We start from the raw sequence: 12,608 nt of genomic DNA, 5'->3' as shown, positions 1-12,608 counted from the left end.
CTCCTTCGCACCCGGGCGACCACGGCAGATCTTGCCCGACCCACGTCCGGCCCGCGACCGGACAAGGCGCACCCACACAGTCGGCCCGCGTACCCAGACGGTCGGTTCGCGGACCGAGCCGGGTCCGGCCGTGTCGACCCCCCAGATACGCAAGCCGACCCTCCAGGTACGCAAGCCGACCCTTCGGGAACGCGAGTTGGTGGGAAATGGGGTTGCGGGCGGCGGGCCGGCCTAGAGTCTGGGGATGACCGCCGGTGGGTTGCCGATCGTTGCCGGGGTGGACGGGTCGGGCGAGTCGCTCGACGCCGTCCGCTGGGCCGCGCGGGCCGCCCGCCTGCGGGAGGCGCCGCTGGAGATCGTGCACGCCCTCGACGTCCCGGCCCTGCTCGCCGGCGGGGTCGTGCCGCCGCCCGAAGAGATGGTCGACGCCCTGCGGGCCCGGGGCCGGCGCACGCTCCGGACCGCGCGGGAGCTCGCCGCCGCGCAGGGTGTTCCGGACGCGGCCACCCGGCTCGATCCCGACCGCGCCGCCCAGGCCCTGATCGAGGCCTCGCGGTCCGCCGCGCTGCTCGTCGTCGGGTCGGCCGGGCACGGGAGGTTCACCAGCCTGCTGGCCGGGTCGGTCGCCGCCGCCGTCGGCACGCACGCGCGCTGCGACACCGTCGTCGTGCGCGGCGACAGCTGGGACGAACCCGGCGCGGCCACGCGGCCGGTCGTCACCGGCATCGACGGCAGCGAAGCCGGCGCCCGCGTCCTGGCGACCGCCCTCACCGAGGCCCGCGCCCGCCACGCGCCGCTGGTCGTGCTGCACGCGTGGGCCGACAGCCCGCCACCGCACCGGGACCCGCGGTGCGTCACCGAGGCCGGCCGCCGGCTGCTCGGCGAGCGGGTGCTGGCCCACGACACCGGTGACGTCGAGGTCGAGCAGGTCGTCGTCCACGCGCACCCGCGGAAGGAACTCCTCGAGCGCAGCGGCTCGGCCCAGCTGGTCGTCCTCGGCGACCGCGGCCGCGGCGGGTTCCCCGGCCTGCTGCTCGGGTCGACCGGGCAGGCCCTGCTGCACCACGCCGCCTGCCCCGTCCACCTGGTCCGCACCACCGCGTGACGGGGAAGCGGAACGGAAGCGGTACCCGGCAGGATGACGGTGAATGCGACTGGGAGGAAGCATATGAAGACTGCAGTGAAGGCCGGGCTGGTGGCGCTGGGGGCGCTGCTGGCCGGCACGACGGCGCTGGTGGCCCCGGCCCAGGCGACGACGATCATCCAGCGGACGGCCAGCTGCCACGACGGCGATTTCAGCGGCACGTTCACCCTCCGGTACGAGAACGCCGGCTTCGATTTCCGCCTGCTCGGCGGGTACAGCGCGTCGGGACCGTACATCGGTGACGTCGCGGGCGAGGTCTCATTGCGGATTTCGTACCGCACCGGAACGATGACGCGCACGGTGTACTCGCAGTCGTTGCCGACGACCGGGAACACCAGCTTCTCGATGCCGACCACCACGACCGTGCCGGTCACCGGGATGGGCACCGCGGCGGCGACGTTCGACAACGGCGCGGCGTCCTGCACCGCGACGGTGCCGATCAGCTAGGCGTCGAGGGCCGCGCAGGAGCGCGCGGGCCGACCCGGCCAGCACCTCGGCCGCCTGCGGGCGGTCGAGGCCGCCGATGTCGGTGAGCCACACCAGGGCCTCGATGCCGGTCGCCGACTGCGCGCGCAGCTGAGGTTGTCAGCGCAGGGTGAACCCGATGAACGCCGCCATCACCAGCTCGAGGCGGGCGGCCGGGTCGGCAGGTGCGTCCGGCGGCAGCAGGCCCGCGTCGTCGGAGATCTCCGGACAGGCCGCCAGGCAGCAGCGCGCGCTGGTTCGGGAAGTAGCGGTAGGCCGTGGTACGGGAGATCCCGGCCGCTTCGGCGGACGCGAGGTCGGCGTGGACCTGCCCGCCGGCGCGGTGCCCTGGGTCGCGGCCCAGGAGCACGCGGGCGAGAACGTCGGCGCGACGCCGACGCACGCGATGTTCGTCGAACTGAAGGAATCCCGCCCCGGCGGGGCGGTCGCGGGCGCCGCCCTGGGTCCCGGCACGCCGTGACCCAGGGCGGTTCGTCACCGCCGTGTCAGCAGCTCGAGTGCTGGATGGTCTTGAAGATGTTCACCGCGCTGAAGAGCGAAGCGTCGTAGGTGAAGTGCTTCGTCCAGAAGTAGCGCGGCGGCGGGTTGCCGTCGTCCATCCGCGGGCTGTCGAACGTGCCCGCGGAGAACAGCTTCGTCCCGGCCGTGGTCTTGAAGTCGAAGCTCGAGTGCCAGACGTCGCCGGAGTGCGTCTGGAACGTCAGCGTCGTCGCGCTCCAATCCCCCGTGCCGTCCGACCGGATCACCATGGTGCCGTTGTCCTGCTCGCAGTCGCCGACGTGCAGCTGGCCCCATGTCGCACTTTTCACCTCGAGGACCGCCGCGCTGTGCGCCGGTGCGGCGGTCGCCGCCGGCGCGCCCGTCAGCACCGCCGCCCCCGTCGCCGCGAGGGCGAAAACCGGTGCCAGACCGCGAATCATGCGTTTCATGGACTTCCTCCCGAAGAACCGGTGGCCGCGGACCCCTCCGGTCCGCTCCGGTCGAGCCTCGCAGCGCCCGTCGACAGTCCGTCGACAACTCGTCGACGGAGATTCAGACGGGCGTCGGACGTATCCGGAGCGGCCCGGCCCGCTCCTGTACGCGGAGCGCGCGGGATACCCGCGTCGCGGAGGGGCGGGCATGGGCGGGGTGGACCTCGGGGTGCTGGGACCGTTCGAAGTGCGGCTGGACGGCGAGCCGCGGGACGTCGGGGGCCCGCGCCTGCGGACCCTGCTGGCGGTGCTGGCGGCGGAGGCGGGCCGGGTGGTCAGCGTCGCCGCGCTGGGCCGCGCGCTGTGGGGCGAGGAGGCGCCCGCGCACGCGGACCGCACGGTGCGGACGTACCTCTCGCGGCTGCGGGGCACGCTCGGCTCGGAGGCGATCCTCACCCGGCCGCCGGGCTACGTGCTGCACCTCGCGCCGCAGGCCCTCGACGCCGCGCGGTTCGAACAGCTCACCGCCGAGGGACGCCGGGAGCTGGCCGCCGGGCAACCCGCGGCCGCCCGGAAGCGCCTGGCCGCCGCGCTGGACTTGTGGCGCGGGCACACCGCGTACGAGGAATTCGGCGAGGTGGAAACCCTGGCGGCGGAAGGGATGCGGCTCGACCGGCTGCGGCACAACGCCGTGCAGGACCGGATCGAGGCCGACCTCGCGACCGGCGAGGACACCGGGCTGATCGCCGAGCTGGAGGCGCTGACCGCCGCGTTCCCCGGCCACGAACGGCTGTGGGCCCAGCTGATGACGGCGCTCTACCGGGCCGGGCGGCAGAGCGACGCGCTGGAAGCGTTCCGCCGGGCCCGGCACGGCCTGATCACCGCGTCCGGCGTCGAGCCGTCACCGGTGCTGGCGCAGGTGCACCGCCGGGTGCTCGCCCACCACCCGGCGCTGCTCGCCACCCGGGCGACCGCGGTGGCGACCGGCTCCGACGACGACGCCCTCACCGCGGGCGAGCACGCGCTGCTCGAGGACGGCGACCTGCGGACCAGCCGGGAACACTTCGAAACCGCCTACGTCCGGGCCGAGCGGGCCGGCGACGCCACCTCGCTCGCCCGCGCGGCCCTCGGCCTGGGCGGGGTGTGGGTGCACGAGCACCGGACGGCCGCCGCGGCGGCATCGCTGCTGACCCGGCTGCGGCACGCGCTGGACGAGGTCGACCCCGGCTCGACGCTGGGCCACCGGCTGCAGGCCCGGCTCGCCGCGGAGCTGGACTACGAGGCGGGCACGCACGACCGGGTGCTCGCGGCGGCCGAGCGGACGCGGGCGGCGGGCGATCCCGTCGCGCACGCCGAGGCGCTGAGCCTGGCCCACCACTGCCTGCTCGGCCCGGACCACGCGCGGCTGCGGCACAGCCTCGCGACCGAGCTGGTCGGGGTGAGCGGCCGCTCGGGACGGCGCACCGACCTGGTGATGGGGGTGCTGTGGGACACCGTCGACCTGTTCCTGGCCGGCGACCCGCACGCCGAGCGCCGGCTCGGCGAGCTCGACGACCTGCTGGCCGAGCGCAAGCACCTGGCGGCGGGGTTCGTGGCCGACGCGCTCAAGGTCATGCTGGCCATCCGCGCCGGCCGCTTCCGCGAGGCCGAAGCGGGGGCGCAGGCCTGCGCCGAGGTCGGCCGGGCGGCGGGCGACTTCGACGCGCTCGGCTGGTACGGCGCGCAGCTGGTGGCGATCCGGTGGTTCCAGCGACGGCTCGGGGAGCTCGTGCCGGTGCTGGACGGGCTGATGCACTCACCGACGCTCAGCCCGATCGACAATTCGTACTACGCGGCGCTCGCCGTGGCGGCGGCCTCGGCGGGCGACCGCCGCACGGCCGCGGGCGCGCTGGCGCGCCTCTGCGGCGAAGACCTGGGGGCGCTGCCGCGGTCGAGCACCTGGCTGACTTCGCTGTGCGGCGCCGCGGAAACGGCCTACCTGCTGGACGACGGTGCGACGGCGGCGCGGATCCACGAGCTGCTGGCACCGTTCGCGCAGCTGCCCGCCATGGCGAGCCTGGGCATCGCGTGTTTCGGCTCGGTCCACCACCCGCTGGGGACGACGGCCCTGACCGCCGGTGATCCGGACCGGGCCGTGTCGCACCTGCGGGCCGCCGTCCGGCACAACCTGGCCTTGGCGCACTGGCCCGCGGTGGTGTTTTCCCGGCGCCGCCACGCCGACGCCCTGCTCCGCCGCGGCGGACCCGGCGATGCGGCGGCCGCGGACCGCGAACTGGCCGCGGCCGACGACGAAGCCCGGACGTTCGCTACTGGGCGATGAGCTGCTCCCGCCGCCCTTCCAGCCGGAACAGCGGAGCGACCGCGGCGAGCTCCAGCGCGCGCCGCACCACGCCGGAGGGCTTCAGCACCAGGTCGATCCCCGCTTCCGCACAGCGGGACCGCAGGCGGCCCAGCGAAGCCACCCCGGTGACGCCGCAGAACCCCACGCCCAGCAGGTCGACCACCAGCCGCCGGGGCGCCGCCGCGACGGCGCGGTCGAGTTCCCCGTCCAGGCGCGGGCGCGTCGCCATGTCGATTTCGCCCGTGACCGTGACCCGCAGCGTTCCCGGGCCGGTTTCCGCGGTCGTTGCCGTCAGCAGCATCGCGGACAGGTCAAGGGCGCTCATCGAGGTGCTCCTTCCACGGAAATCAGCGGTGAATGATCACCTGCTACCCCATCGCCGCGGACCCCAAACCGCCCGAAGTGTGTGAAGCTCGGAACCGACCTTGAGGAGCGACGATGCCCGGACTTCTGCTGCGCGACGGCCGTCCCTGGAACACCGGCGGCCCGGCCGACCTGCTCGTCTCGGGCGGGGTCATCGCCGAGGTCGGTCCCGGCATCGCTCCAGGGGACGCCGAGGTGGTCGAACTCGGCGGCCGGCTCGTCCTGCCCGGCCTCGTCGAAGCCCACTGCCACCTGGACAAGACGCTCTACGGCGGACCGTGGCGGCCGCACTCGGCCGGGCCCGCGCTCGCCGACCGGATCGCCGACGAACGCCTCCGCCGCGCCGAACTCGGACTGCCCGACCCGGCCCGCGTCAGCGCGCTGCTGGAAACCATGGCCGCCGCCGGCACCACGCACGTCCGCACGCACACCGACGTCCACTCCGGCACCGGCCTCACCGGGGTGGAGGTGGTCCGCGACACCGCCGCCCGGCTGGCCGGGCGGATCACCGTCGAGCAGGTCGCCTTCCCGCAGAGCGGCATCCTCACCAACCCGGGCACGGCCGCGCTGCTCGAAGAGGCGATCAAGCTCGGGTTGGACGCGGTGGGCGGCATCGACCCGGCCGGGCTCGACCGGGACCCGGTCCGCCACCTCGACGTCGTCTTCGGCCTCGCGGAACGCCACGGCGTGCGGATCGACCTGCACCTGCACGATCCCGGCTCGCTCGGGGTGTTCGAGCTGGAGTTGATCATCGAGCGGACCCGGGCCGCCGGCCTCGCCGGGCGGGTGACGGTCAGCCACGCCTACGCGCTCGGCGAGGCCGACGCCGCAACGCAGGACCGGCTGGCCGCGGGGCTCGCGGAGGCGGGCATCACGATCACCACGGCCGCCGTCTTCGACTTCCCGGTCCCGCCGGTGAAGAAGCTGCGCGCCGCCGGGGTGAACGTGGCGTGCGGGCACGACGACATCCGCGACCTGTGGAGCCCGTACGGCAGCGGCGACCTCCTGGACCGGGCGATGCACCTGGCCTACCGCAGCACGTTCCGCCGCGACGAGGACATCGAACTCGCCCTGGAAGCGGTCACCTACGGCGGCGCGAGCGCCCTCGGCCTCGCCGGTTACGGGCTCACCGAGGGCGCGCCCGCGGACCTCGTGGTCCTCGACGCGGAGACGCCCGCCCACGCCGTGGTGACGCGGCCCCCGCGCGACCTGGTCGTCAAGGCGGGCCACATCGTCCACCGGTCCGGGGCCCTTTCCGTGCCGGCAGGCCGGTGAGTGCGCCTCGCTCAGGCGGACTCGCCGACACAGAGCTGAAGCGGCACGTCCCCGGCGAACGGCCGGCCGCAGTGGACAGGGACGACCGGGGCGCGCTCACGGCCGCCAGGACGGTGAGTACACCGGCCGGACCGGCACCCCGCCGCGCGCCGTGCCCAAGTCCGACAAGACCACCTTCTCCAGGCCGTTGCCCGGGCCGCCGTCGCTGGTCACCGCGAGGGCCAGGGTGTTGCGGCCGTGCGGGTCGAGGATCCCGTTCGGCAGCACGAACGTGTGCTGCGGCCCGACGTCCCCGATGTACTGGCCGACGTTCCAGCCGTTGAGGAACACCAGCACCCGGTACCGGCCACCCGACCGCGGCTCGGCCGGGTCGCCGATCGTCAGGCCGACCGACGTGTCCTGGTCACGGGGCACCCGCAGGGAGAAGGTCGTGCGGTACCACGTCGTCCCCGGGTCGGCCGTCGGAGCGGGCACTTCCGCCGGTGCCCAGGCGCGGTCCGGGAAGCCCGGCAGGTGCCGGCCTGCGCGTTCGCCCGCGAGACCGCCGTTGTTGAGCGGGCCGCGCACCGGATCCGCCGTGCCGCCCTGCAGCTTCCACGCGACCCCGGTCAGGGACGCCGAGATGAGCCCCCGGCCTTCCTTGTGGGCGTCGTTGACGCCGCCGTCCTCGTTGTGGCCGTTGTTGCGGACCATCACCGACAGCACGTGCGGCCCGTCGCCGCGCAGGCCTTCGGGCACGGTGAACTCCGCCGTACCCGTCGTCGGCGGGGCCGCCAGCGCGGAGGGGAGCACGTGCTGGCCGAGGTACTGCCCGTCCAGCCACGCCTGCAGCATCCCGGCGCCCCCGCCGCCGTAGCGCAGGCTGACCCGCTCCCCCGGCGTCCCGGTGAACCGGCCGCGGTACCAGACGTCGCCGACGCCGAAGCCGTAGTCGTCCGCGGTCAGCACCGGCTGTCCGGCGGGCGGCGGGGTGGTGCTGTTCGTCGTGGTCCGGTCCGCGGCCACCCACGCCGAATCGTCGTACTGCGGCGACGATTCCGGGGAGCCGGGCGCCGAGCGCCAGCCGGTGAGCTCGGGCAGGCGCGGGTCGGCGGGTCCGGGCAGCGGCCGCAGCGCCAGCAGGCTGCCGGACGCGGTGGCCCGGGCCGGGACCGGGGCGCCGTTCCACCACAGCAGCGGGCCGCGGGCACCCCACACCTCGAGGTCCCTCGGCGCCTTCGTGTCGCCGGTCAGCACGAACCCGGCCTGGGCGGTCCGCACCAGGTCCGGCCCGCGCACGAGCAGGCCGCCCACCGCCCAGAACGTGTCCGCCGTGCTGTCGTCGGCGAGCAGCAGCGTCACGGCCGGGCGGCCGCCGCCGCTGATCCGGACCCGCGCGAGCCCGTCGTGGCGGTAGTTCAGGCGCAGGTCGTGGCCGGACCACGTGGTCGTGACGTTCCCGGCGAGGACGTCCACGCGCGGCTGCGTCGCGTACCTGAGCACCGTCTCGCCGTCCTCGCCCGGCCGGCCGTGCAGCAGCACGGTGCCCGCGGCCTGGGCCATCAGTTCCGACGTCGAGTACACCAGGTGCTGGCCGGCGACGTCGAAGTTCGCCACCAGGTACTTGGCGTCCTGCCCGTTCAGCCGGAGCGGAACGGTGTAGTCACCGTCCGGTGTGGACAGCGGGAAGGTGAAGGAGTCGTCCGTCGTCGCGTTCGACGGCGAGTGCACCGGCAGGTAGAAGTGCACGCCGGTGTCCGGGTTGACGTTGTGGTAGACCTTCACCGCGGCCGACGACGGCGTCACCGGCGCCGCCCGGTCCATCTTGGCCAGATCCGGGACGGTGGCCAGGAAGGACCCGATCTCCTTCATCGTCAGTGCTTTCGGCCGCAGCTGACGGCCTTCGTCGATCGCCGAGCCGTAGTCGTAGGAGCTGTAGACCACCGGCGCCGGCAGGCCGCCCCACGACGTCCCGCCGAAGGTCATGTAGAAGTTCTGGATGGTCAGGCCGTTCGCCAGGTTCGTGCCGTAGAAGACGCGCTCGTAGCCCGGCCCCTGCCGGACCGCGGTGCACGGGTAGGTGCCGTTGCTGCCCCAGTAGTCGAACCAGCCGCCGCCGAACTCGGCGACGAACCCGGGCGTGTTCGGCGACGCGCTCGCGCCGCCCTTGGCGCCGCCCGGCCCGTAGGTCCCCCAGTCCGGGGCGGCGTTCGGGGTGCCCGGCGTCGCGTCGGTCCGGCAGGTGCCGCCGGGGTAGCCGTCGAAGGCGTACAGGTCGACCTTGCCTTCGACGGTCCCGGGCACGCCGGAGCCCGGCGGCACCCAGATGCCGTTGCGGCCCTTGTCGTTGTGGAAGACCGGGACGCTGATCCCGTCGGCCCGTACCTTGTCGTAGAGGTGCGCGATGTAGTTGCGCTGCGCGGTGCCGGTGGCGGCCAGCTCGTTCTCGATCTGGTAGAGGATCACCGGGCCGCGGCCGTCGGTGTACTGGTGCCGGGCGATGATCCGGTCGATCTGCGAGAGCCATTCGTCCGACGCGGCGAGGTAGTCGGGGGCGTCGCTGCGGGCCCGGCCGGCCTGGGTGCTCAGCCAGGCCGGGAAGCCGCCGCCGGTGACCTCGGCGTTGATGTACGGACCGGGCCGGGCGATGACGTACAGCCCGGCTTCGGCCGCGAGGTCGAGCACGCGGTCCATGTCGCGCACGCCGGTGAAGTCGTACACCCCGGGCGCGGGCGAGTGGTAGTTCCAGTCGAAGTAGATCGAGACCGCCGTGTAGCCGGTGGCCTTCATCTTCTGCAGCACGTCCCGCCACAGGTCCGGGCTCGGCAGCCGGAACGGGTGGAATTCGCCGGACCAGACGACCTGCCGCCGGCCGTCCAGCAGGAGCGAGTACTTGTCGAACGTGACCTGGTGCTTCGGCCTCGCCGCCGGGGCGGCCGACGCCGGTGCCGCACCAAGCCCGATGGCGACCAGCAGTGCGAGGAGGAACGAGAGGAACCGGCGCATGGACGACACTTTCCGATCGGCGAGGTATAGGTCGTTATACGGAAGTCAGTACACGTACGGCCAGCCGGCGCTGTCGTAGCCGATGAGGTTGATGCCGAGCTTGCCCGTGAGCGGCGTCGCGTCCGAGTAGTAGTAGTGGTAGACCAGTACGTCCGCGTCGGAGTCGTGGACGACGGCCACGTGGCCGGGGCCGTGGACGGCACCGTGGCTCGCCAGGATCTGCGTGCCGCCGCCGGCGGTCATCCGGACCCCGTTGCGGTCGGTGTACGGGCCGGTGATCGACGTCGAGCGGCCGACCATCACGCGGTAGGTGCTCTTCGTGCCCTGGCAGCACAGATCCCAGGAGACGAACAGGTAGTAGTAGCTGCCGTGCTGGATGATGAAGGGCGCTTCCTCGGCCGAGGTGCTGCCGGTGCGCTGGGCGATGCCGCGCAGCGCGGTGTCGGACGTGCTGCGCTTGCCGGTGGCCGGGTCGAGCCGGATCATCTTGATCCCGGTCCACCACGAACCGAAGCTCAGCCACCAGCGGCCGGAGGAGTCGACGAACAGGTTGGGGTCGATCGCGTTGTAGTCGTTGCTCGTGCTCGTCTGGATGACGATGCCCTGGTTCGTCCAGGTGCCCGGCAGGCCGGTCGTGCTGGTGGCGAGGAAGATCGCCGAGTTGCGGGAGCCCAGCGACGATGCGGCGTAGTACAGGTAGTACTTGCCGTTGTGGAACGAGATGTCCGGCGCCCACAGGTACTCCGGCTTGGCGGGGTCGGTGAAGGGCGCGGTCCACGGGGCGCCGTTCGACCAGACGGAGCCGATCTTCGTGAAGTGGATCCGGTCGGTCGAGCGGCGGATCTGCAGGTACTGGTCGGTCGAGTAGAGCAGGTAGCTGCCGTCCGCCGCGCGGATCATCGCCGGGTCGTGCACCGCCTCGATGTCCCCGGTGACGTAACCGGGGTCGGGGTAGGTCGCGGCCTGCGCGGCGGGGGCGCTCAGCAGGGCGGCGGCGACGGCGACGATGGCCGGGAGGCGGCGCAGGCTCATGGGGTGTCCTCGGGGTCGGCGCTGATCCAGGATGTTGTTAACGCTAACAACGTCTGCCGGGCACATGGTCGGCGGTCTCGGGCCGGTGCGTCAAGGGCCGGACGGAGGTTTCCCACACCAACCCCGGCGACGGTCAGTGCACGGGGTTCCACCCGTCACTGCCCGCGAGGTACTCCTGCGCGGTGTAGTTCCCGGCCTGCGCGGCGGGCAGCTGCGGCCGGTCGGTTCCGGTTCCCGCGCCCGGTCCGGTGTTGCGGTACTCGGAGAACCGCGCGTCCTTCCACGAGAACCCGGACATGTCCGTCCACGGCGCCGGCTTGATCGCCGCCGGGAGCGACGTCTCGCGGATCAGGACCTGGGCGATGGCGTCGACGTCCCCGCCCGGGTGCCACGGCCGGCCGAGGTAGAAGCTCGCGTTCGCGGCCGAGCTGAGCACGCGGCTGCCGACGATCAGGAAGCCGTACGGGTTCGACCGGCGGGTGCTGGCCGCGGTCAGGAACCCGTTGTTGCTGCTGGAACCGCGGTCGAGCGCGGTGATCGTGGCCCGGTCGAACACCGCGGTCGCGCGGCCGAAGATGAAGTCGACGTCCCCGCTGATCGAGCAGTTGCGGTAGTACTGGCGGCCGATCGTGCCGACGGCCGCGGTGTCGGCGTACAGCGTGTCCTGGTGGCCGAGGAAGGTGACGTTGTCGAAGACCATCTTGTCGCCGGTGGTCTTCACCGCGACCGCCTGCGTGTCCTTGATCTCCGGGTGGGCGCCCCGGTCGAAGGAGTTGCGGAAGGTCAGCGCGGTGGCGGTGAAGCCGTTCGCGGCGATTGTGGCCGTCGCGCTGCCGGACGTGCCGTACGTCGAGCCGTCGGGTTTCTTCGTCCCGCTGGCGTTGTCGTAGTCGATGACGACGTCGGCGGCCTTCCCGGTGGTCCCGCGCAGGGTGATCCCGGTCTTGCCGGACGGCACCGAGACGACTTCGCGGTAGGTCCCGGGTTTGACCGAGATCGTGCCGCCGGCCGAAACCGCGTTGATCCCGGCCTGCACGGTGGTGTAGTTCCCGGATCCGTCCTTGGCCACGACGACGTTGGCCGCCGCGGCCCCGGCGGGCGGAGCGGCCAGCGAGGCCCCGGCGAGCACCGACGCGACGATCAGGGTCTTGAACATGACGCCTCCACGGTGGAACGCGCCGGGGGCACCGGACGGCGGCCGGTACCCCCGGCGCGGGTCGGTTACTGGTAGGTGATGTCGGCCGCGGTGTAGAGGCAGTTCGTCGAGTCCGGGCCGCTGCCGATCTTCGTCGGCTCGCCGCTGGTCACGCCCTTGTACTTCTGGCACGGCTCGATCTTGCGGCTGGAGTCGCCGACGATGGTGATCCGCGTCAGCTTCGCGGTGTCGCCGTAGTTGGTGTTGATGCCGACCAGTGCCTTGCCGGGCACGGTCGCGGTGACGTTGTCCACGACGACGTTGCGCTTGTACTGCGTCTTGCAGTTGCCGCAGGAGCGGTACAGCTTGCCGAAGTCGTTGACCTGGAAGTTGCGGATGTACATGGTGCCGGGGCCGTTGTGCTGGAACACCTTGTCCGACGCCTTGCGCGCGCCGCCGCCGTCGATGGTCATCGTCTGGGAGGCGGAGGTGCCCTTGAAGGTCGCGGCGTCCTCGCCGACGTCCTCCCACCAGACGTTGAGCAGCGTGCAGGTGCCGAGGCAGTGCACGCCGTCGGCGGCGGGGCTGCCCAGGACGACGTTCTTCAGGGTGGTGCCGTTCGAGAGCTCGAAGATCGGGCCCTGGTCCTCGCTCTGGCCGCCGGTGCCGAGGTCGCCGGTGCCGTAGAACCGCTTGAGCCCGCCGTCGTAGGCGCCGCTGGTGACCTTGATCGTCTTGGCCACCGGCACGCTGCTGCTCGGAGTGGGCCAGGCGGCGGCCGACGCTGTCGCGCCGGTGCCGACCGCCGCCGAAACCACGAGCGCGGCCACCGCCGCCACCCGGACGATCCGGGACATTGCTGGGGGAATCATTTCGTCACTCCCTGGTCTCGAGCTTCAATCGGCGCTGACGGAAAACGTCCGACCGGGTTGTGAA

11 protein-coding genes are annotated in these 12,608 nt (G+C 73.0%); 5 read left to right on the top strand and 6 right to left on the bottom strand.

All coding sequences use genetic code 11. The annotated features are described in order from the left end of the window. The first annotated feature begins 244 nt into the window (after positions 1–244). From IE317_RS12110 to IE317_RS44505, 3 genes are all read left to right on the top strand, one after another. Positions 245–1,105: a universal stress protein gene (locus tag IE317_RS12110; protein WP_191309388.1), complete on the top strand. Its 861-nt coding sequence runs from the start codon at positions 245–247 to the stop codon at positions 1,103–1,105. Positions 1,106–1,168: 63 nt separating this feature from the next. Then, a complete protein-coding gene (locus IE317_RS12105; protein ID WP_191309386.1) occupies positions 1,169–1,591 on the top strand; it encodes a hypothetical protein in 423 nt (140 codons plus the stop codon). Between the two features lie 157 nt (positions 1,592–1,748). Then, positions 1,749–2,090, top strand: coding sequence for a hypothetical protein (locus tag IE317_RS44505; protein WP_229902656.1), 342 nt, complete (start codon positions 1,749–1,751; stop codon positions 2,088–2,090). A gap of 25 nt (positions 2,091–2,115) precedes the next feature. On the opposite strand, the gene IE317_RS12095 is transcribed toward IE317_RS44505, so the two are convergent. Continuing rightward, complete coding sequence (locus IE317_RS12095) at positions 2,116–2,559, bottom strand: DUF6294 family protein (RefSeq protein ID WP_191309384.1); 444 nt, start codon at positions 2,557–2,559, stop codon at positions 2,116–2,118. A gap of 190 nt (positions 2,560–2,749) precedes the next feature. Between IE317_RS12095 and IE317_RS12090 the strand changes: the two genes are divergently transcribed. Continuing rightward, positions 2,750–4,861: an AfsR/SARP family transcriptional regulator gene (locus tag IE317_RS12090; RefSeq protein WP_191309382.1), complete on the top strand. Its 2,112-nt coding sequence runs from the start codon at positions 2,750–2,752 to the stop codon at positions 4,859–4,861. On the opposite strand, the gene IE317_RS12085 is transcribed toward IE317_RS12090, so the two are convergent. Continuing rightward, positions 4,848–5,207, bottom strand: coding sequence for an STAS domain-containing protein (locus IE317_RS12085; protein ID WP_191309380.1), 360 nt, complete (start codon positions 5,205–5,207; stop codon positions 4,848–4,850). The genes IE317_RS12090 and IE317_RS12085 overlap by 14 nt on opposite strands. A gap of 113 nt (positions 5,208–5,320) precedes the next feature. Here IE317_RS12085 and IE317_RS12080 point away from each other — a divergent pair, with 113 nt between their 5' ends. Then, positions 5,321–6,520 carry an amidohydrolase family protein gene (locus IE317_RS12080; protein ID WP_191309378.1) on the top strand — a complete coding sequence of 400 codons (1,200 nt, stop codon included), beginning with the start codon at positions 5,321–5,323 and terminating at the stop codon, positions 6,518–6,520. A gap of 96 nt (positions 6,521–6,616) precedes the next feature. Here the strand turns inward: IE317_RS12080 and IE317_RS12075 are convergent, their stop codons facing one another. The 4 genes from IE317_RS12075 to IE317_RS12060 form a co-directional block, all read right to left on the bottom strand. Next, positions 6,617–9,505 carry a beta-galactosidase gene (locus tag IE317_RS12075; protein WP_191309376.1) on the bottom strand — a complete coding sequence of 963 codons (2,889 nt, stop codon included), beginning with the start codon at positions 9,503–9,505 and terminating at the stop codon, positions 6,617–6,619. 45 nt (positions 9,506–9,550) lie between these two features. Next, complete coding sequence (locus tag IE317_RS12070; protein WP_191309374.1) at positions 9,551–10,537, bottom strand: arabinan endo-1,5-alpha-L-arabinosidase; 987 nt, start codon at positions 10,535–10,537, stop codon at positions 9,551–9,553. 133 nt (positions 10,538–10,670) lie between these two features. Continuing rightward, positions 10,671–11,693 (bottom strand): pectinesterase family protein, encoded by a 1,023-nt coding sequence (locus IE317_RS12065; RefSeq protein WP_191309372.1) that lies wholly within the window; start codon positions 11,691–11,693, stop codon positions 10,671–10,673. A gap of 65 nt (positions 11,694–11,758) precedes the next feature. Further along, a complete protein-coding gene (locus tag IE317_RS12060; RefSeq protein WP_191309580.1) occupies positions 11,759–12,529 on the bottom strand; it encodes a pectate lyase in 771 nt (256 codons plus the stop codon). Positions 12,530–12,608: the final 79 nt, after the last annotated feature.

Source organism: Amycolatopsis bullii (assembly GCF_014654205.1).
GTDB classification, from domain to species: domain Bacteria; phylum Actinomycetota; class Actinomycetes; order Mycobacteriales; family Pseudonocardiaceae; genus Amycolatopsis; species Amycolatopsis plumensis.
Note: the sequence above shows the minus strand (reverse complement) of the source record. Positions and strands in the feature narration are given on the sequence as shown.

Excerpts from the sequence above, each read along its gene's own strand:
- IE317_RS12110 (WP_191309388.1), top strand. The coding sequence starts at position 245 with ATGACCGCCGGTGGGTTGCCGATCGTTGCCGGGGTGGACGGGTCGGGC.
- IE317_RS12105 (WP_191309386.1), top strand. The coding sequence starts at position 1,169 with ATGAAGACTGCAGTGAAGGCCGGGCTGGTGGCGCTGGGGGCGCTGCTG.
- IE317_RS44505 (WP_229902656.1), top strand. The coding sequence starts at position 1,749 with ATGAACGCCGCCATCACCAGCTCGAGGCGGGCGGCCGGGTCGGCAGGT.
- IE317_RS12095 (WP_191309384.1), bottom strand. The coding sequence starts at position 2,559 with ATGAAACGCATGATTCGCGGTCTGGCACCGGTTTTCGCCCTCGCGGCG.
- IE317_RS12090 (WP_191309382.1), top strand. The coding sequence starts at position 2,750 with ATGGGCGGGGTGGACCTCGGGGTGCTGGGACCGTTCGAAGTGCGGCTG.
- IE317_RS12085 (WP_191309380.1), bottom strand. The coding sequence starts at position 5,207 with ATGAGCGCCCTTGACCTGTCCGCGATGCTGCTGACGGCAACGACCGCG.
- IE317_RS12080 (WP_191309378.1), top strand. The coding sequence starts at position 5,321 with ATGCCCGGACTTCTGCTGCGCGACGGCCGTCCCTGGAACACCGGCGGC.
- IE317_RS12075 (WP_191309376.1), bottom strand. The coding sequence starts at position 9,505 with ATGCGCCGGTTCCTCTCGTTCCTCCTCGCACTGCTGGTCGCCATCGGG.
- IE317_RS12070 (WP_191309374.1), bottom strand. The coding sequence starts at position 10,537 with ATGAGCCTGCGCCGCCTCCCGGCCATCGTCGCCGTCGCCGCCGCCCTG.
- IE317_RS12065 (WP_191309372.1), bottom strand. The coding sequence starts at position 11,693 with ATGTTCAAGACCCTGATCGTCGCGTCGGTGCTCGCCGGGGCCTCGCTG.
- IE317_RS12060 (WP_191309580.1), bottom strand. The coding sequence starts at position 12,529 with ATGTCCCGGATCGTCCGGGTGGCGGCGGTGGCCGCGCTCGTGGTTTCG.